The sequence below is a fragment of the Microbacterium sp. NPDC055910 genome (genome assembly GCF_042271185.1).
Lineage (GTDB): Bacteria > Actinomycetota > Actinomycetes > Actinomycetales > Microbacteriaceae > Microbacterium.
This window is the reverse complement of record NZ_JBHJZS010000043.1, coordinates 1-19,244: the sequence shown is the minus strand read 5'-3', so window position 1 is coordinate 19,244 and position 19,244 is coordinate 1. Positions and strand designations below refer to the sequence as shown.

The window sequence follows — 19,244 nt, the reverse complement described above, 5'->3', positions numbered from 1 at the left end:
GTGCGCGCGACACGCGGCGCGTCGCGCGCACAAGGCGCAAGTCGACGGGAGAGGGGTGTCGCGTGGGATACATCGCCAGACGGATGCCGCGGCTCGCGCTCTCCCGTAGCGTGAAAGCCGTGTTCCGTCGCCTGAAGCCCTACCAGATCGTCGTCGACGCGACGGCGGCGCTGGTCTTCTTCGCGGTGGCGCTTCCGATCGAGCTCGCCACGGCGGCCGGCACAGAGCTGTACCCCTCGGGCGACGTCCTCGGCGCGCTCGCCTTCGTCGTGCCGTTCACCGTCGCCGCCGCGCTGAGCCGGCTCGCTCCGGGCCTCGCCCTCGCGATCGCCTGGCTCGCGGCCGTCATCCAGATGGCGCTCGGCCGCCCACCGACCTTCGCCGACCTCGCGGTGTTCGTCGTGCTGTTCGCCGCGGCCGCGTACGGATCGAACCGCGTGTACTGGATCGGGCTCGCGTCCGCGTTCGTCGGTGCGGTCGTCATCACGGTGTACCTGCTGGCGGGGCCTCTCGTCGTGGGTGGGGCGATCACGTGGCAGGCGATCCCCCTCGCCCTCGCGATCCTCATCGCCGCCGCGTTCGCCCTCGGCCTCGCCTGGACGATCGGAGCGCTCGTGCGCTCGGCGCGCCGCGCGCGGGCGAACCGCGAAGCGCAGAAGCGGGCCGAGGCCGAGGCCGTGGTCGAGCAGGAGCGCGTCCGCATCGCACGCGACATGCACGACGTCGTCGCGCACTCGCTCGCCGTCGTCATCGCACAGGCGGACGGCGCCCGCTACGCCGCGGCCGCCGACCCCTCCGCCGCGACGACCGCGCTCGGCACGATCTCGACGACGGCGCGCTCCGCACTGTCCGACGTGCGGATGCTGCTCACACAGCTGCGTCACAGCCAGAGCGTCGGCCCGCAGCCCACCCTCGCGGACCTGGAGCAGCTGTACGCGCAGGTGCGTGCGGCGGGGGTCGAGCTGCGCGTCGCCGTCGATCCCGTGCCGCCGGGCGAGCCGCCGGCCGCCGTGCAGCTCGCGGTGTACCGCATCCTGCAGGAGGCGCTCACGAACGCGCTGCGGCATGGCGCCGGGGTGGTCTCGGTCGGGCTCGCGTGGCATCCCGACCGCGTCGACCTCGCCGTGCGCAACCCGCTGAAGCCGGGGGATCGACCCGCCGGGACCGGCCACGGGCTCATCGGCATGGGGGAGCGTGCGCACCTCATCGGCGGGCGGTTCGACGCTGCGCCGCACGGGGCCGAATTCGTCGTGACCGCCACCTTGCCGATCCGTCAGGAGGGTTCCCGATGATCCGTGTCGTGCTCGTGGATGACCAGGCGCTGTTCCGCGCCGGCATCCGGATGCTGGTGGCATCGCAGGCCGACCTCGAGGTCGTGGGCGAAGCATCCGACGGGCGCGAAGCCATCGACGTCGTGCGGGCGACCCGCCCCGATGTCGTGCTCATGGACATCCGCATGCCCGTCATGGACGGTCTCACGGCGACCGCCGAGCTGCTCGCCGATCCGGACCCGCCGCGCATCGTCATGCTCACGACGTTCGACCTCGACGAGGCCGCGGCGCGCGCGATCCGGCAGGGGGCCAGCGGCTTCCTGCTGAAGGACGCCGAGCCGGAGTTCCTCCTCGCCGCGATCCGCACCGTGCACGCCGGATCGGCTGTCATCGCGGCATCCGCCACCCGCGACCTCTTCGCGCATTTCTCGCAGCCGAAGGCAGTGAGCGTCCCTGCCGAGTTCGAGACGCTCACCGAGCGCGAGCGTGAGATCTTCGCGCTCGCGGCGCGCGGACTGTCCAACGCCGAGATCGCCGGGCGCGAATACCTCTCCGAAGCGACGGTCAAGACGCACATCAGCCGCATCCTCACGAAGCTGGGCCTGCGCGACCGCGTGCAGCTCGTCGTCTTCGCTTTCGAGCACGGGCTCACCTGACACGCGCCCCTGTGGGAGGGCGCGCGTCAGCGCCCCTCGAGCGCCGCGCGCGTGCGCTCGTAGCGGGGCTTGCCCACCCACCGCCACATCACCCGCACCGGGGCCGGCAGGTTCTTGCGCAGCCATGCATCGCCGCCGTCGGGCTGCGATGAGACGATCGCGCCGAGCGCGTTCCACGTCTGCCCCTTCGGCGTCGAGGCGCGCCCGTGCTCCGAGAACCACTCGACCTCCTTCTGGGTGATGGTGCGCTCCATGACGGGCACGATGTTCTGCTCCTCGTCGGGCAGATGGATCGCCAGAGCCCCGTTGATCCCGTCGAGCGCCGCGAGCAGCGGTGCGGCCGTGGCGGAGGTCGCGGAGGCGCGCCACGCGGGCAGCGCAGCATCCATCGCCGTCAGCTCGGCGAGCATCGCGGCGTGATGCTGCTTCATACGTTCCACGTGGACGGTGCAGGCGGGGGAGCGCTCGACGAGAGCACCCCACAGCCTCTCGTCCTCACCGTCGTGGTGGGCGTGCAGAGCACTCGAGAGAAGGTCGAGCTGCGTCGCGACGACCTCGGCGTGCGCCGTGTTCCCGGTCCGCACCCCGCGCACGAGCGACGGCCCTTCGCGGAAGCCTGCCAGGAACATGCGGTGGATCTCGGCCATGCCACTCGCGTCGCAGGTCTTCGGTTCCGGGGAGACGGCTCCGCTGGAGGGGAGGGGTGTCGCGGCCATGATCGCTCCTTCGCGCTGACGAAGCAGAGACTACGACCAGCCGGCGTCGCGCGGAAGAGGATCATCCTCGAGATGTAGACGGATGCCCCGACAGACCGACGCGGTGGACCTCGCCCGGTTCGTACCGTCGAAGCATGGAACTGACATCGACCGATCTCGGGCTCGCCGCCCGGGTGCAGCACCTCACGAAGACCTACGGCACCGGGGCCGGCACCGTCCGCGCATTGGACGGCGTCAGCGTCGGCATCCGCCGCGGCGAGTTCACCGCGATCATGGGCCCGTCCGGCTCGGGCAAATCCACGCTCATGCACATCATGGCCGGCCTCGACGCGCCCACGAGCGGTCGGGCCTGGATCGGCGACACCGACATCACGGGTCTGTCCGACCTCGAACTGACGATCCTGCGCCGCCGCCGCGTCGGCTTCGTCTTCCAGTCCTTCAACCTCGTGCCGACCCTCGACGCCCTGGCCAACATCATGCTGCCGTTCGACCTGGACGGCCGGCGCCCGACGGTGCTCGAACGCACGCGCATCGACGGGCTCGTCGACTCTCTCGGTCTCGCCGCCAGGCTGCGTCACCGCCCGCACGAGCTGTCCGGCGGCCAGCAGCAGCGCGTCGCGATCGCCCGGGCACTCGCGACGGCGCCCGACCTCGTCTTCGCCGACGAGCCGACCGGGAATCTCGACTCGCGCAGCGGACGGGACGTGCTGCGCCTGCTCGCCGCCGCGACGCGCGAGCACGGTCAGTCGATCGCGATGGTCACGCACGACCCGGTCGCGGCGAGCCACGCCGATCGGGTGCTGTTCCTCGGCGACGGCCGCATCGTCGCCGACAAGCCCCGCCAGAGCGCCGAAGAGATCGCCGCGTACATGCTCGCGACCGAGCTCGGCGCCGAGGTCTCGTCGTGAGCGCCACGGCGATCGATCGGATGCCGCGCCCCGAGGTCGCAGCGACCCGCGCGGCGCCTCTCGGGTACCTGCGTGAGCGGGGCATGGGTGCCAGCATCCTCGTGGCGGGGATCTCCACCGCCTTCGGTGTCGTGCTGCTCACGGCGACGACCTTCATCGGCGCGATGCTGCGGGCCGACCCGTACATCGGCGACAGCGAGACGCTCGCGATCGTCGTCTCCATCCTCACGGGGCTGCTGCTCGGTCTCGCCGTCTATGTCGCCTCGATCGTGACGGCGAACACGTTCGCGACCGTCATCGCCGGACGCACGAGGCGCATCGCGCTCCTGCGTCTCATCGGCGCCTCGGCCCGCTCGCAGCGCGCCGAGGTCGCGCGTCATGGCCTCGTCGTCGGCGCCGTCGGAGCCCTCATCGGGCTGGTGCTGGGAACCGGTCTGTCGGCGGCCGGCGTGCTCCTGGCCGAGACCGCGCTCGGACTGAAGGGACTCGACTTCACACTCGTGCGCCCCGACCTGCTGGCGCCGGCCGTGATCGTCGTGCTCACGACATGGGCGTCGGCGTGGGTGGGATCGCGCCGCGTCCTGGCGGTCACGCCGCTGCAGGCGCTCGGCAGCTCGGTCGAGGTCTCGCACGCCGACGTGGCCAGTCGCACGCGGCGCAACGTCGTGGCCGTCGTGCTGCTGAGCATCGGCGCGGCGCTGCTCGCGGTTGGAATCCTCGCGGGGCTCGTCTCGCCCCTCGGCGTCATCGTCGCTTTCGCGGGCGGAGTGCTCTCGTTCACCGGACTCGCCCTCGGGGCGACGGTCGTGATGCCGCCCGTGCTGCGGCTCGTCGGACGCGCCTTCGGCCGCTCGGCGACGGCACGCCTCGCCGCCGAGAACGCTCTGCGCCACCCGGAACGTTCGAGCCGCATGGCGATCGGCGTCGTCATGGGAGTCACACTCGTGACGATGTTCGCCGTCGCGCTGGAAACGGCCAAAGCGGTCGTCACCGCCTCGGGGGGCGGCATCCCCGATCCCGAGTTCGCCCTCGTGATCGACCTGTTCTCGGCGGTCATGATGGGCCTGGTCGCCGTGTCCGCGGTCATCGCTGCCGTCGGACTGGTCAATCTGCTCACGCTCGGCGTCGTGCAGCGGCGTCGCGAGCTGGGGCTGCTGCGCTCGCTCGGGGTCTCCAACGGCCAGGTGCGGCGCATGGTGCTGCTCGAGGCCGCGCACATCACGATCGCCTCGACGGCGCTCGGCCTCGTGCTCGGCATCGCCTACGGCTGGGCCGGGGCCCAGTCGCTGCTCGGAGCCGTGCGCGTGCCGCCGCTGTGGCTCTCGCCGACCTTCGTGCTGCCCGTCGTGCCGTTGTGGCCCATCGTCGCGATCGTCGTCGCGACGGCGGTGCTCACCCTCGTCGCGGCCGTCGTGCCGACGCGCATCGCAACGCGCGTCGCCCCCGTCGAAGCGCTCGCCGAGTAGGCGCCGAGACCGGATGCCGCCCCGCGGCCCCGTCCGTGCGGTGCTGGCGTGGGGCGGCCGGTGGTCCTGTTGCCCGGGCGGTGAACCGTACGAATCGCGTCGAACCGGACGGCGGCGACGTCGGGGTCGGCGGGATCGGTACGGCTGGGCGTGGGGCGGCCAGTGGTTGGTGGCCGGGGGCGCCGGGTCGGGGGCGCTGGGTCGGGGGGCCGGGTCGGGGACGCCGGGTCAGGGTGGCGGGGCGCGGTCGCCCGGGCGGCGAACCGCACGAATCGCGTCGAACCGGACGGCGGCGACGTCGGGTTCGACGGGATCGGTATGGGTGGGCGTGGGGCGGCCGGTGGTTGGGGGCGCCGGGTCAGTCGGCGGGGTCGTGCGCCCAGGTGGGGGCGAGGGCGCGGATCCGCGCACCGCGCCACTGCCACGTCGCCCAGAGCACGGGCCAGAGGGCGGCGGCGGTCGGGCCGCCGATCACGAGGCGGTCGCGCCACAGCGTGCGGTCCGGTCGCCCGGGAATCGGCGAGACCGCCATCTGGTGATCCCACACGTCGAGGCTCGAAAGCGGCCCGGTCAGCGGGATGCCGCTGTCACGGAAGATCCGCACCGGGCCGGCAGGCTCGGCGACGGTGCGCTCGCTCACGTGGATGAGCTGCTGCCCCATCGGGATGCCGCCGAGCGCCGTCAGCTCGACGGGGATGTCGTCTCCGGGGGTCAGGCTCGTCGGCAGCCCGCCCGGAGCCATCGGCTCAAGTCCGAGGAATGGTCCGTAGAGTTCGGCGACAGCGCGTGGTGAGTGCAGGGCACGCCACGCGGCATCCGGGTCGCAATCGATCTCGAGCTTCAGCAGGATGCGCATGCTCCAGTGTCGCACCGGCTCTAGCATCGAGGGATGCCGTCACCGTTCGACCAGCACCGCTACCAAGTCCGGCTCGAGTGGGGCGTGGAGGGTCTCGCCCGTCTCGCACCCGCCGATGTCGTCGTGGTCGTCGATGTGCTCGGGCTGTCGACGCGCGTGACGAACGAACTCGCGGCGGCCGCCGGCGATGGCATCGCGGCGGGTGCCGGGGCGGTTGCGGCCGAGGCCGGGTCCCCGGACGGCACCGCGTCCCGCCCCGATGCCGTTGCGTCCGGTTCCGTCGGCACCGCGTCCCGTCCCGATGGCGCTGCGTCCGGTTCCGGCGCCGCGAGCGACGACGGTGGCACCGTTTCCGGTTGCCTCGGCACCGCGTCCGGTTCCCTTGGCACCGCGTCCCGCCCCGATGGCGCCGCGTCCGGTTCCGGCACCGCGTCCGACGTCGACGGCACCGCGTCCGACGCCGGCGGCGCCGCATCCGATCCCGACGCCGCGAGCGACGACGAAGCGACGGCGGTCTTGCGGGCCGCTGCCCGAGTGGGAGCCGTCGTGCTGCTCGGATGCCTGCGCAACGCCTCAGCCACGGCGCGCGCCGTGCTCGACGAGCAGACCCGTCGCGCGGGCCGCACGAGCATCGCCGTCGTCGCGGTGGGCCAGCGTGACCGAGACGGCGCACCGCGCTTCGCCGTCGAGGACCTGCTCGGTGCCGGAGCCGTCATCGACGCGCTCACGAAGCTCGGCATCGACCACACCTCACCCGAGGCGGCCGTCGCGGCCGAGGGGTTTCACGGATTGCGCCGAGCCACCCGTCACCTGCTCACGGCGAGCGGATCGGGTCAGGCCCTGCTCGACGGCGGCGCGCGCGACGTCGTGCTCGACGCCGCGGCGGTCGATGTCGTCTCCGTCGTGCCGACCCTGGTCGACGGCGTCTTCATCGCGGCCTGAACGCTCAGCGCGGCGTCATGGCGGCGAGGCGCGCCGCCGCCGTGATCTCGCGACGCGTCCACGAGAAGAGGTTGCGCTCGTCGAAACGCGGCGCGCACGTCGCGCACGACATCGCTCTCGCGGGACGACGGTGCCGGTAGGCGAGATGGCCGGCAGGGCAACGGCCGACCCACGGAGCGAGATCGGTCGCCGTCTCACCGCGATGCGTCGTGCCCCCGACATAGCCGAGGTCGCGGGCGACGCGCAGCCACTCGCGCCCGTGCCCCGCCGCCGGACCGGCCAACGCGTGGGCGACCTCGTGCAGCAGGGTCTGATGATTGTCGTCATCGTCGTAGCGGGCGGTGAGGTAGCGCGACATGCTGATCCGTTTGCGGCGGTAGTCGCACAGGCCCGCTCGGCGCTTGGCGTTATCGAACGCGAACGTCCACGACGAATCCAGATGGGTCACGATGAGCGCCTCGGCCCATCGCCTCACGCGATGCAGTTCCGACATGCCGAAACGTTAGAACAGACCTACGACACTCACCCGGTGAGGGCGGCCGCACGGCGTCGGTCAGCGGCGTCGACGGCCAGCAGCGCCGACTCGAGCTGCGCGTCGGTCGCACCGGACTCCTGGCGCAGGAACAGCGCGCGCTTGAAATCGACGCGCGCGGCCTCGAAATCGCCCGCCTCGTAGTTCGTCCGTCCGCGGTGCTGATAGGCGAATGCTGCGATGCTCGACCAACCCTGGCCCTCGGCCTCGTCGGCGCACATCGTCAGTTCCTGCTCGGCGGCGGCATACGCCCCCCGCACCTGCACGACGGATGCGTGCAGGATGCGCGCCCGCAGCAGGTCCTTGCGCGTGCCCGCCATGCGCGCCACGCGCACGGACTGCTCCGACAGCACGAGCGAATCCTCGGTGCGGCCCAGCACCTTGAGCAGCCACACGCGCTCGAGGAGTGCCGGCAGACTGCGCTGCTCGCCGATCTCGTCGAGACGCTCGGCGCACTCGTGCGGATCGACGATCTCCCGCAGAGTCTCCGGGTCGTAACCCTTGATATAGCTCACGACGACTCCCTCCGCGCACGATGCCCCTAGTCTGCCCCGGCACCGCGCGGTCGTCGGCCCGGCACGCCGGGGTGCAGCATCCGGTGCCTCGTCAGCGATCGAAAACGGATGCCGCGGGCTTCGGCGACGGCGAGGCGGCGGCATCCGTCACGATCGCCGCTCCGCGCACGAACTCGTCGATCTCGGCGCCCTGCGCCACCTTGGCGGGGTGCGGGCCGGCTGCCATGAGGCGCGGCAGCCACTCGGTGGGAAGGGGCGTCGCCGACGCCGCCACGACCAGGTTGCCGAAGCGCCGGCCCTTCAGCGTCTGCACCTCGGCCAGCACGGCGACGTGTTCGAGCACGTCGCGCACGGTCGCGACCTGACGCCGGGCGAAGGCGAGCCCCGCGCCGTCGGCGACATTGACCAGCAGGACGCCGTCGGGAGCGAGCAGCGCCGCCGCTTCGCGGTAGAACTCGACGGTCGTGAGGTGCGCGGGGGTCTGCGCCCCCGAGTAGACGTCGGAAACGAGCAGATCGACGTTGCCGGTGAGCGCGGCGGGCAGGCGCCCGAGTCCTGCGCGGGCGTCGCCGATGCGCACGCGGATCGGCGCTGGGCGGGGGAGCGGCATGTGCTCGCGCACGAGGTCCCAGAGGGCAGGTTCGAGCTCGATGACCTGCTGGCGCGACCCGCGCCGCGTCGCCTCGATGTAACGCGGGAGCGTGAGCGCCCCCGCGCCGAGGTGCACGGCGGTGAGCGGCTGGCGCGGCATCCGCAGCTGGTCGATGACGGCGCCCATGCGCGCGACGTACTCGAAGTGGAGGTGAGTCGGATCGTCGAGGTCGACGTGGGACTGCGGCGTGCCGTCGACGATGAGCTCGAGACCGCCGGCGAAGCGCGCGGGAACGACGCGGGCGATCGTGCCGTCCGAGAGACGGGCGCGAGGCGCCTCGTCGGGTTCCAGCCGCGCCCGTGCCATGACCCCACCGTACTGGGCGGGACACGCCGCCGCCGGGCCGCCCTCTTGTTCCGCGCTCCGCGCCCTCCCTCGCTTTGTTGACTTGCGCCCCGTGCAGCGACACGCCGGCGTGTCATCGACACGGGGCGCAAGTCAACGAAGGGGGCGGGTCAACGGGGGGAGGCGCGGCGGAGCGGAGCCGGGCGCGCGCGACGCGGCTACCGTGGGACGCATGGTGGCGATCGATCTCAACGCCGATCTGGGCGAGACGATCGACGGCGTGCCGACGGCCGACGACGAGGCGATGTTCGCCCTCATCTCGAGCGCGAACATCGCGTGCGGCGGACATGCGGGAGACGCCGCGTCGCTGCGCGCGGCCGTCGAGCGGTCGGCGCGGTACGGCGTCGCCGTGGGCGCGCATCCGTCCTACCCGGACCGCGCCGGATTCGGTCGCACGCGCATCGCGATCAACCCGGGCGACCTCGCCGACGCGATCGCCCGCCAGCTGGACGCGCTCGTCTCGGCGGGAGCCGACGTCCGCTACGTCAAGCCGCACGGCGCGCTCTACCACTCCGTGTCGCGCGACCCGGTCGAAGCAGCCCTCGTCGTGGATGCTGTCGCGGATCTGTCGGCGCGATTGGGGCGCGGCATCCCGATCCTCGGACTCGACGGCGAGATCGCCTTCAACGCCGAGCAGCGCGGCATCCCGTTCGTGCGCGAGGCGTTCCTCGACCGCGGATACCGCGCGACGGGCGGCCTCGTCGCGCGTGGGGCGCCCGGCGACGTGCTGCACGATCCCGCCGAGATCGCCGATCGCGCCGTTCGCCTCGCCGTCGAGGGGGTCCTCGTCGCCGTCGACGGCGGGCTCGTCAGACCGGATGCCGCATCCCTCTGCGTGCACGGCGATTCGCCCGGCGCCGTGGCGATCGCCCGGCGCGTGCGCGCGGCGCTGGACGCCGAGGGGGTTGAGGTGCGATCGCCGTGGTGACCGTGCGCGTGCGGCCGATGGGCGAGCGGGCCCTGCTCCTCGAGACCGATTCGATCGACGATGTGCTGGCGCTGCACGGCCGGCTCGCGGCATCCCGCCCCGAAGGGGTCGTCGAGCTCGTGCCGGCCGCGCGGACGGTGCTGGTCGTCGTCGATCCCGCGCGACTGACGCCGGCGGCCGCGCGGGCGTGGGCGCTGGGCGCGGATGCCGGGGCCGCCGGCCCGCCGCGCGGCGAGGGTTCCGCCGTCGACCTCGAGGTCGTCTACGACGGCGCCGACCTGTCCGAGACGGCGGAGCTCCTCGGTATGACGGCTGATGAGCTCGTGCGCCGCCACGCGAGCGCCGAGTGGTCGGTCGCGTTCACGGGGTTCGCGCCGGGGTTCGGCTATCTGGTGAGCGACGCTTGGCCGTTCGACGTGCCCCGACGGGCCACGCCCCGCACGCGCGTGCCCGCCGGAGCGGTGGGCCTCGCCGCCCGGTTCACGGGGGCGTACCCCCGGGAATCGCCCGGCGGCTGGCAGCTCATCGGTACGACCTCGGCGCTGCTGTGGCGTACGGCGGCGGAGGGTGCGGCATCCCCGGCCCTGCTCGCCCCCGGCACGCGCGTGCGGTTCCGCCCCGTTACCGCGGCTCCGGTCGCCGCGGCAGCCGTGTCCGTGCCCGCCCCCGCACCCGCGTCGACCACGTCGACCGTCCCCGCGCCCGTCCCCGTCCCCGCATCGACCGCGAGACTGCAAACGCAGGTCGAGACTGCGGGTGAACCCCACGGTCTCGGCGCGCCGTTGCAGTCTCGCGGTCACGGGCAGCGGGGGGTACGGGTCGAGGCGACGGGGATGCTCGCGACCGTGCAGGACCTCGGCCGGGCCGGGAACGCGGCGCTCGGCGTCGCGCGGTCCGGCGCCGCCGACCGAGGCGCACTGCGCACGGCCAACCGGCTCGTCGGCAACGACGAAGGCGCCGCGGCGATCGAGATCACGATGGGCGGCTTCCGCGCCGTCGCCGAGGTCGACGCGTGGATCGCCGTCGCGGGGGCCTGGGGGTCGCTCACGCTGGACGGCCGCCCGATCGACCCGTACACCGCGCAGGCCTGGTCCGCGGGCAGCGAACTGCAGGTCGACGTCTTCGCGCACGGCACACGGGCCTACCTCGCGGTGCGCGGCGGCTGCGAGCCCGCGGCGGTGCTCGGATCCCGGTCGACGGACATCCGGGCGGGACTGGGCCCGCGCCGGCTCGCCGCGGGCGACGTGATCCCGATCGGCCCCGCTCCCGCCCGTCCCATCCCGATCGCCGACATCGCGCCCTGGGGAGCCCCGCAGGACGACGAGCTCGAGATCGACCTGGCACCCGGTCCGCGCGCCGACTGGTTCGCGGCATCCGCCCTCGATGTGCTCTTCGCGGCGGTCTGGACCGTCTCGCCCGCGGCCGACCGTGTCGGGATCAGGCTCGAGGGACCCGAACTGGTCCGCGCGCGCCGCGACGAGCTGCCGAGCGAGGGCATGGTGCCCGGCGCACTGCAGGTGCCTCCCGACGGACGCCCCGTCGTGCTCGGCGTCGACGGTCCCGTGACGGGCGGGTATCCGGTCATCGCGGTCGCCACGGATGCCGCGCTGGATCTGCTCGCGCAAGCGCGGCCGGGGACACGCCTGCGGTTCCGGCATGCGCGCACCCCGATCGGGTGAGTCAGCGCGCGTTTATACCGCAGCTTCGGATGCTCGTCAAGAATCCGGCTGGACACGGCGCGTCCTGAGACGTATAGTCGGTAGTTGCGCTCTGGTTCCCCTGCCCTCATATGGTGGTCGGCTGTGCCCGTGTGCCCCCGCGTCACTCTCCATCGGAGTCTCGCGCGCGTGGCGCCGGGCTTCGGGAGGACGGAGCACTCCACCTGACGACAAGGAAACGGGCCCACGGGCTCACGGAGGTATTCCCCTTGGCTGCTGCGCGCAACGCATCCAACCCCACCACCCCCAAGAGCGGACGCGGCGCTTCACGCCTCTCGTTCGCCAAGGTCTCCGACACGCTGGAGGTCCCCGACCTCCTCGCGCTGCAGACGGAGTCCTTCGACTGGCTCGTCGGCAACGACGCGTGGAAGACACGCGTCGCGGCTGCGAAGGCCATCGGACGCACGGACGTCCCCGAGATCAGCGGTCTCGAGGAGATCTTCGAGGAGATCTCGCCCATCGAGGACCTGAGCGAGACGATGCAGCTCTCGTTCACCAACCCCTACCTCGAGCCTGAGAAGTACTCGATCGACGAGTGCAAGGAGCGCGGCAAGACCTACGCCGCCCCGCTCTACGTCGAAGCCGAGTTCATGAACCACCAGACCGGTGAGATCAAGACGCAGACCGTCTTCATGGGCGACTTCCCCCTGCAGACCGGCAAGGGCACGTTCATCATCAACGGCACCGAGCGTGTCGTCGTCTCGCAGCTCGTGCGCTCGCCCGGCGTCTACTTCGACAAGACCCCGGACAAGACCAGCGACAAGGACATCGTCTCGGCGCGCGTCATCCCCAGCCGCGGTGCGTGGCTCGAGTTCGAGATCGACAAGCGCGACCAGGTCGGCGTGCGCATCGACCGCAAGCGCAAGCAGTCGGTCACCGTCTTCCTCAAGGCCCTGGGCCTGACGACGGAGGACATCCAGAACGAGTTCGCCGGCTTCGACTCGATCGAGGAGACCCTCGCGAAGGACACGATCCTCTCGAAGGAAGACGCCCTCCGCGACATCTACCGCAAGCTCCGTCCGGGCGAGCAGGTCGCCGCCGAGGCCGCCCGCGCGCTGCTGGACAACTTCTACTTCAACCCCAAGCGCTACGACCTCGCGAAGGTCGGTCGCTACAAGATCAACCACAAGCTCGGTCTCGACACGCCGCTGAGCGACTCGGTGCTCACCGTCGACGACATCGTCGCGACGATCAAGTACCTCGTGCGCCTGCACCGCGGCGACGACGTCTTCGACGGCGTCCGCGAGGGCAAGCCGGCCGAGATCCGCCTCGACATCGACGACATCGACAACTTCGGCAACCGTCGCATCCGCGCCGTCGGCGAGCTCATCCAGAACCAGGTCCGCACGGGTCTTTCCCGTATGGAGCGCGTCGTGCGCGAGCGCATGACGACGCAGGACATCGAGGCCATCACGCCGCAGACGCTCATCAACGTGCGTCCCGTCGTCGCCGCGATCAAGGAGTTCTTCGGAACGAGCCAGCTGTCGCAGTTCATGGATCAGAACAACCCGCTCGCGGGCCTGACCCACAAGCGCCGCCTGTCGGCGCTCGGCCCCGGTGGTCTGAGCCGTGAGCGCGCCGGCGTCGAGGTCCGTGACGTGCACCCCTCGCACTACGGCCGCATGTGCCCGATCGAGACGCCGGAAGGGCCGAACATCGGTCTCATCGGCTCGCTCGCATCGTTCGCGCGCATCAACGCGTTCGGCTTCATCGAGACCCCGTACCGCAAGGTCGTCGACGGCAAGGTCACCGACCAGATCGACTACCTGACGGCATCGGTCGAGAGCGACTACATCGTCGCGCAGGCTGGAGTCGAGCTCGCGGACGACGGTTCGTTCGCCGACGAGCGCGTCCTCGCCCGTCGCGGTCAGGGCGGCGAGGTCGACCTCTTCCACGCCGACGAGATCGGCTACATGGACGTCTCGCCGCGCCAGATGGTCTCGGTCGCGACGTCGCTCATCCCGTTCCTCGAGCACGACGACGCCAACCGCGCGCTCATGGGCGCGAACATGCAGCGTCAGGCCGTTCCGCTCCTGCGTTCGGATTCGCCCGTCGTGGGCACCGGTATGGAGGGCTACGCCGCGATCGACGCCGGTGACGTCGTCACGGCAGCCAAGGCCGGTGTCGTCGCCGAGGTCTCGGCCGACGTCGTCACGGTCCAGCTCGACGAGGGCGGCACGCAGGACTACTACCTGCGCAAGTTCGACCGCTCCAACCAGGGCACGTCCTACAACCAGCGCGTCGTGGTCTCGGCCGGCGACCGCGTCGAGGTCGGCGAGGTCATCGCCGACGGACCGGCGACGGAGAACGGCGAGCTCGCGCTCGGCAAGAACCTCCTCGTCGCGTTCATGATGTGGGAAGGCCACAACTTCGAGGATGCGATCATCCTCAGCCAGGAGCTCGTGAAGGACGACACCCTCTCCTCGATCCACATCGAGGAGTACGAGGTGGATGCCCGTGACACGAAGCTCGGCAAGGAGGAGATCACCCGTGACCTCCCCAACGTCAGCCCCGACCTGCTGAAGGACCTCGACGAGCGCGGCATCATCCGCATCGGCGCCGAGGTCCGCCCCGGCGACATCCTCGTCGGCAAGGTCACGCCCAAGGGCGAGACCGAGCTGTCGGCCGAGGAGCGCCTGCTCCGCGCGATCTTCAACGAGAAGAGCCGCGAAGTGCGCGACACGTCGCTGAAGGTTCCCCACGGTGAGCAGGGCACGATCATCGCCGTCAAGGAGTTCAACGCCGAGGACGGCGACGACGAGCTCGGCTCGGGCGTCAATCGCCGCGTCGTGGTCTACATCGCCCAGAAGCGCAAGATCACCGAGGGTGACAAGCTCGCCGGCCGCCACGGCAACAAGGGCGTCATCGCGAAGATCCTCCCCGTCGAGGACATGCCGTTCCTCGCGGACGGCACGCCGGTCCAGGTCGTCCTGAACCCGCTCGGCATCCCCGGTCGAATGAACTTCGGCCAGGTCCTCGAGCTGCACCTCGGCTGGATCGCCCAGCAGGGCTGGAAGGTCGAAGGCACGCCGGAGTGGGCCATGGGCCTGCCCGACACCGCTCGTGAGGCCGCCCCCGGCACGAAGGTCGCGACCCCCGTGTTCGACGGTGCGTTCGAGGAGGAGATCGCCGGTCTTCTCGACTCGACCCTCCCCACGCGCGACGGTGAGCGCCTCATCGACTCGACGGGCAAGACGCGGCTGTTCGACGGCCGCTCCGGCGAGCCGTTCCCGGCACCCATCTCGGTCGGCTACATGTACATCCTGAAGCTGCACCACCTGGTCGACGACAAGATCCACGCGCGTTCGACGGGCCCCTACTCGATGATCACGCAGCAGCCCCTGGGCGGTAAGGCCCAGTTCGGCGGCCAGCGGTTCGGCGAGATGGAGGTGTGGGCGCTCGAGGCCTACGGCGCCGCGTACGCGCTGCAGGAGCTCCTCACGATCAAGTCCGACGACATCCTCGGCCGCGTCAAGGTGTACGAGGCGATCGTCAAGGGCGAGAACATCCAGGAGCCCGGCATCCCCGAGTCGTTCAAGGTCCTCATGAAGGAGATGCAGTCGCTCTGCCTGAACGTCGAGGTGCTCTCGGCCGACGGCACGCCGGTCAACCTCCGCGACACGGACGACGACGCGTTCCGCGCGGCAGAGGAACTGGGTATCAACATCTCCAGCCGCTTCGAGTCATCCTCGATCGACGAGATCTGACGCTTCGGCAAGCTCAGATCAACGACTGACTCACTAAGAATTCCGACACAGGAGAACTGAGACTAGTGCTCGAATCAACAACTTTCGATGAGCTTCGCATCGGTCTCGCCACCGCCGACGACATCCGTCGTTGGTCGTACGGCGAGGTCAAGAAGCCCGAGACCATCAACTACCGCACGCTCAAGCCCGAGAAGGACGGCCTCTTCGGCGAGCAGATCTTCGGACCCTCCCGCGACTGGGAGTGCGCCTGCGGCAAGTACAAGCGCGTCCGCTTCAAGGGCATCGTCTGCGAGCGCTGCGGCGTCGAGGTCACCAAGTCCTCGGTCCGCCGCGAGCGCATGGGCCACATCGAGCTCGCCGCGCCCGTCACGCACATCTGGTACTTCAAGGGCGTGCCTTCGCGTCTGGGCTACCTGCTGGACATGGCGCCGAAGGACCTCGAGAAGGTCATCTACTTCGCCGCCTACATGGTGATCTCCGTCGACGAAGAGGCGCGTCACCGCGACCTCGCGACGCAGGAGAACAACATCCGTCTCGAGATCAAGACGCTCGGCGACCGCCGTGACGCCAAGGTCGCAGCCCGCCTCCAGCAGCTGGAGGAAGAGCTCGCGGCGCTCGAGGAAGAGGGCGCCAAGGCCGACCAGAAGAAGAAGGTCAAGGACGCCGCCGAGAAGGAGATGGCTCAGACCCGCAAGGGCGCCGACGAGCAGATCGCCAAGCTCGAGCGCGTGTGGGAGGACTTCCGCACCCTCGATGTCGGCTCGCTCAAGGGCGAGGACGAGATCTTCCACGAACTGCAGGACCGCTTCGGCCAGTACTTCGAGGCCTACATGGGCGCGGAGTCGATCCAGCGTCGTCTGCAGGCCTTCGATCTGCAGGCTGAGGCGGACAGCCTCCACCTGCAGATCTCCGAGGGCAAGGGTCAGCGCAAGATCCGCGCGATCAAGCGCCTGAAGGTCGTCAACTCGTTCCTGCAGACGGGCATGTCGCCCGCCTCGATGGTGCTCGACGTCGTTCCGGTGATCCCGCCGGAGCTGCGCCCCATGGTCCAGCTCGACGGTGGCCGCTTCGCGACCTCCGACCTCAACGACCTGTACCGTCGCGTCATCAACCGCAACAACCGTCTTCGCCGGCTGATCGACCTCGGTGCTCCCGAGATCATCGTCAACAACGAGAAACGGATGCTGCAGGAAGCGGTCGACGCACTCTTCGACAACGGCCGCCGTGGTCGCCCCGTCACGGGCACCGGCAACCGTGCGCTGAAGTCGCTGTCCGACATGCTCAAGGGCAAGCAGGGCCGGTTCCGTCAGAACCTGCTCGGCAAGCGCGTGGACTACTCGGGTCGTTCGGTCATCATCGTCGGACCCCAGCTCAAGCTCCACCAGTGCGGTCTGCCCAAGCAGATGGCCCTCGAGCTGTTCAAGCCGTTCGTCATCAAGCGCCTGATCGACCTCGGCCACTCGCAGAACATCAAGGCCGCCAAGCGCGCCGTCGAGCGCACGCGTCCCGAGGTGTGGGACGTGCTCGAGGAGATCATCCGCGAGCGCCCCGTGCTGCTCAACCGTGCACCCACGCTGCACCGTCTGGGCATCCAGGCGTTCGAGCCGCAGCTCGTCGAGGGCAAGGCCATCCAGCTGCACCCGCTCGTCTGCGCGGCGTTCAATGCCGACTTCGATGGTGACCAGATGGCCGTGCACCTTCCGCTGTCGGTCGAGGCCCAGGCCGAAGCGCGCATCCTGATGCTCGCGTCGAACAACATCCTGAAGCCGTCGGACGGCCGCCCGGTGACCCTGCCCTCGCAGGACATGATCATCGGCCTCCACCACCTGACCACGGTCAACGAGGGTGCCCAGGGCGAAGGTCGTGTGTTCGGCTCGGTCAGCGAGGCGATCCTCGCGCGGGACGAAGGCACGCTCGACCTGCAGGCCAAGGTGCGCATCCGCATCCCCGGCCTGTCGTTCCTCGAGGGCGACGCCCCCGAGGGCTACGAGCGCCACGGTCTCGTGGACGCCTCGCTCGGACAGGCGATCTTCAACGACACGCTGCCCAAGGGCTACCCGTTCGTGCGCGAGCAGGCCGACAAGGGCAAGCTGTCGCAGATCGTCAACAAGCTCGCCGAGGAGTACCCCAAGGTCGAGGTCGCGGCATCGCTCGACAGGATCAAGGACGCCGGCTTCTACTGGGCCACGCGTTCGGGTGTCACCGTCGCGCTCTCGGATGTCCTCACGCCGCCCAACAAGGGCGAGATCGTGGCGGGCTACGAGAAGCAGGCCGCCAAGGTGCAGGCGCAGTTCGAGAAGGGCCTCACGACCGACGCCGAGCGTCGTCAGGAGCTCATCAAGATCTGGACCGAGGCGACCGACGAGGTCCAGAAGGCGATGCGGGACAACTTCCCCGCCGACAACACGATCAACCGCATGGTGTCCTCGGGCGCCCGTGGTAACTGGCTGCAGATCCGCAACATCGCGGGTATGCGCGGTCTCGTGAACAACCCGAAGGGTGAGATCATCCCTCGCCCGATCATCTCCTCGTACCGCGAGGGGCTGTCGGTCGCGGAGTACTTCATCGCGACGCACGGTGCCCGCAAGGGACTGGCCGACACGGCCCTTCGCACGGCCGACTCGGGTTACCTCACGCGTCGTCTGGTCGACGTCTCGCAGGATGTCATCATCCGCGAGGAGGACTGCGGCACGACCAAGGGCCTCGAGTTCACGATCGCGGCGCCCGGCACCGACGGTGCGCTCATCAAGGACGCCAACGTCGAGAACTCGGTGTTCGCGCGGACCCTCGCCGAGCAGGTCACATCGCCTTCGGGCGAGGTGCTCGCCGCCGCGGGTGACGACGTGGGCGACGTGCTCATCAACACGCTCGTCGAGGCCGGCGTCGAGACCATCAAGGTCCGCTCCGTGCTCACGTGCGACTCGGCTGTCGGCGTCTGCGCGCAGTGCTACGGCCGTTCGCTCGCGACAGGCAAGATCGTCGACATCGGCGAGGCGGTCGGCATCATCGCCGCCCAGTCGATCGGTGAGCCCGGAACGCAGCTCACGATGCGTACGTTCCACACCGGCGGTTCGGCTTCGGCCGACGACATCACGCAGGGTCTTCCCCGTGTGCAGGAGCTCTTCGAGGCGCGTACCCCCAAGGGCGCGTCGCCGATCGCGGAGTCCGACGGTCGCATCACGATCGACGAGACCGAGAAGTCGAAGAAGATCATCCTGACGCCCGACTCGGGCGACGAGCCGCACGTCTACCCCGTGCTCAAGCGCGCGACGCTGCTGGTCGAGGACGGCCAGCGTGTCACGGTCGGCCAGCAGATGCAGGTCGGAACGCTCGACCCCAAGGAGGTCATGCGCGTCATGGGCGCCCGCGAGGTGCAGAAGTACCTCGTGAACGGCGTGCAGGGCGTGTACCGCTCGCAGGGTGTGCCGATCCACGACAAGCACATCGAGGTCATCGTGCGCCAGATGCTGCGCAAGGTCACCGTCGTCGACCACGCCGACACGACCCTGCTCCCGGGTGAGCTGGTGGACTTCAAGAAGTACCAGCGGATCAACCGCGAGACGGTGGCAGAGGGCAAGCGCCCCGCGTCGGGTCGTCCCGAGCTGATGGGTATCACGAAGGCGTCGCTCGCGACCGAGTCGTGGCTGTCGGCGGCATCGTTCCAGGAGACCACCCGCGTCCTGACGCAGGCGGCCATGGAGGGCAAGAGCGACCCGCTCGTCGGCCTCAAGGAGAACGTCATCATCGGAAAGCTCATCCCCGCCGGCACGGGCCTTGCGAAGTACCGCAACGTCACGGTCGAGGCGACGGAAGAGGCCAAGAGCGAGCGGTACCCCAACCGCATCTTCGCCTCGGACGGTGCGTTCTCGGACGCCGACCTGAGCTACGTCGATTTCGACAGCTTCTCGACGGACGGCGACTTCACCTCGTACAACTAGACGCGGTTCGGGTCAATGCTGCGAAGCAGCGTTGAGGCGACCCGGGTCTAGATCGAGGAGCCCGCGCAGCGGGCGTATCGAGATCTCCTGAGAT

14 protein-coding genes are annotated in these 19,244 nt (G+C 70.3%); 9 read left to right on the top strand and 5 right to left on the bottom strand.

Features of this window, described 5'->3' with window-relative positions; all coding sequences use genetic code 11:
• Window positions 1-119: 119 nt before the first annotated feature.
• Both ACFC3F_RS13905 and ACFC3F_RS13900 read left to right on the top strand, forming a co-directional pair.
• The gene (locus tag ACFC3F_RS13905; RefSeq protein WP_376130889.1) at window positions 120-1,292 is read left to right on the top strand and encodes a sensor histidine kinase; all 1,173 of its coding nucleotides are present in this window, start codon (window positions 120-122) and stop codon (window positions 1,290-1,292) included.
• Window positions 1,289-1,927: a response regulator gene (locus tag ACFC3F_RS13900; protein ID WP_376130886.1), complete on the top strand. Its 639-nt coding sequence runs from the start codon at window positions 1,289-1,291 to the stop codon at window positions 1,925-1,927. The genes ACFC3F_RS13905 and ACFC3F_RS13900 overlap by 4 nt, the downstream gene beginning before the upstream one ends.
• Window positions 1,928-1,953: 26 nt before the next feature.
• On the opposite strand, the gene ACFC3F_RS13895 is transcribed toward ACFC3F_RS13900, so the two are convergent.
• Window positions 1,954-2,643 (bottom strand): hemerythrin domain-containing protein, encoded by a 690-nt coding sequence (locus tag ACFC3F_RS13895; RefSeq protein WP_376130884.1) that lies wholly within the window; start codon window positions 2,641-2,643, stop codon window positions 1,954-1,956.
• Window positions 2,644-2,777: 134 nt separating this feature from the next.
• Between ACFC3F_RS13895 and ACFC3F_RS13890 the strand changes: the two genes are divergently transcribed.
• Both ACFC3F_RS13890 and ACFC3F_RS13885 read left to right on the top strand, forming a co-directional pair.
• Window positions 2,778-3,551 (top strand): ABC transporter ATP-binding protein, encoded by a 774-nt coding sequence (locus ACFC3F_RS13890; RefSeq protein ID WP_376130881.1) that lies wholly within the window; start codon window positions 2,778-2,780, stop codon window positions 3,549-3,551.
• Window positions 3,548-5,017 (top strand): FtsX-like permease family protein, encoded by a 1,470-nt coding sequence (locus tag ACFC3F_RS13885; protein WP_376130878.1) that lies wholly within the window; start codon window positions 3,548-3,550, stop codon window positions 5,015-5,017. Before ACFC3F_RS13890 ends, ACFC3F_RS13885 begins: the two co-directional genes overlap by 4 nt.
• A gap of 358 nt (window positions 5,018-5,375) precedes the next feature.
• On the opposite strand, the gene ACFC3F_RS13880 is transcribed toward ACFC3F_RS13885, so the two are convergent.
• Entirely contained in the window at window positions 5,376-5,873 is a 498-nt protein-coding gene (locus ACFC3F_RS13880) for a hypothetical protein (RefSeq protein WP_376130876.1), read from the bottom strand.
• Between the two features lie 33 nt (window positions 5,874-5,906).
• Between ACFC3F_RS13880 and ACFC3F_RS13875 the strand changes: the two genes are divergently transcribed.
• Window positions 5,907-6,815, top strand: a complete 909-nt coding sequence (locus ACFC3F_RS13875) for a 2-phosphosulfolactate phosphatase (protein WP_376130873.1) — start codon at window positions 5,907-5,909, stop codon at window positions 6,813-6,815.
• 4 nt (window positions 6,816-6,819) lie between these two features.
• Here ACFC3F_RS13875 and ACFC3F_RS13870 read toward each other — a convergent pair whose 3' ends face one another.
• From ACFC3F_RS13870 to ACFC3F_RS13860, 3 genes are all read right to left on the bottom strand, one after another.
• A complete protein-coding gene (locus tag ACFC3F_RS13870) occupies window positions 6,820-7,308 on the bottom strand; it encodes a SprT-like domain-containing protein (RefSeq protein ID WP_376130870.1) in 489 nt (162 codons plus the stop codon).
• Between the two features lie 29 nt (window positions 7,309-7,337).
• Window positions 7,338-7,862 carry a hypothetical protein gene (locus ACFC3F_RS13865; protein ID WP_376130867.1) on the bottom strand — a complete coding sequence of 175 codons (525 nt, stop codon included), beginning with the start codon at window positions 7,860-7,862 and terminating at the stop codon, window positions 7,338-7,340.
• 91 nt (window positions 7,863-7,953) lie between these two features.
• Complete coding sequence (locus ACFC3F_RS13860; RefSeq protein WP_376130865.1) at window positions 7,954-8,820, bottom strand: spermidine synthase; 867 nt, start codon at window positions 8,818-8,820, stop codon at window positions 7,954-7,956.
• A gap of 211 nt (window positions 8,821-9,031) precedes the next feature.
• On the opposite strand from ACFC3F_RS13860, the gene ACFC3F_RS13855 reads away from it, so the two are divergent.
• The 4 genes from ACFC3F_RS13855 to rpoC all read left to right on the top strand — a co-directional run bounded on the left by ACFC3F_RS13855 (window position 9,032) and on the right by rpoC (window position 19,150).
• A complete protein-coding gene (locus ACFC3F_RS13855; RefSeq protein ID WP_376130862.1) occupies window positions 9,032-9,787 on the top strand; it encodes a LamB/YcsF family protein in 756 nt (251 codons plus the stop codon).
• On the top strand, window positions 9,781-11,466 hold the full coding sequence (locus ACFC3F_RS13850; RefSeq protein WP_376130859.1) for a 5-oxoprolinase/urea amidolyase family protein: 1,686 nt from the start codon (window positions 9,781-9,783) through the stop codon (window positions 11,464-11,466). The genes ACFC3F_RS13855 and ACFC3F_RS13850 overlap by 7 nt, the downstream gene beginning before the upstream one ends.
• Before the next feature lie 248 nt (window positions 11,467-11,714).
• The gene (rpoB, locus tag ACFC3F_RS13845; protein ID WP_376130856.1) at window positions 11,715-15,212 is read left to right on the top strand and encodes a DNA-directed RNA polymerase subunit beta; all 3,498 of its coding nucleotides are present in this window, start codon (window positions 11,715-11,717) and stop codon (window positions 15,210-15,212) included.
• A 65-nt stretch (window positions 15,213-15,277) separates the two neighbouring features.
• Window positions 15,278-19,150, top strand: a complete 3,873-nt coding sequence (gene rpoC, locus ACFC3F_RS13840) for a DNA-directed RNA polymerase subunit beta' (protein ID WP_376130853.1) — start codon at window positions 15,278-15,280, stop codon at window positions 19,148-19,150.
• Window positions 19,151-19,244: the final 94 nt, after the last annotated feature.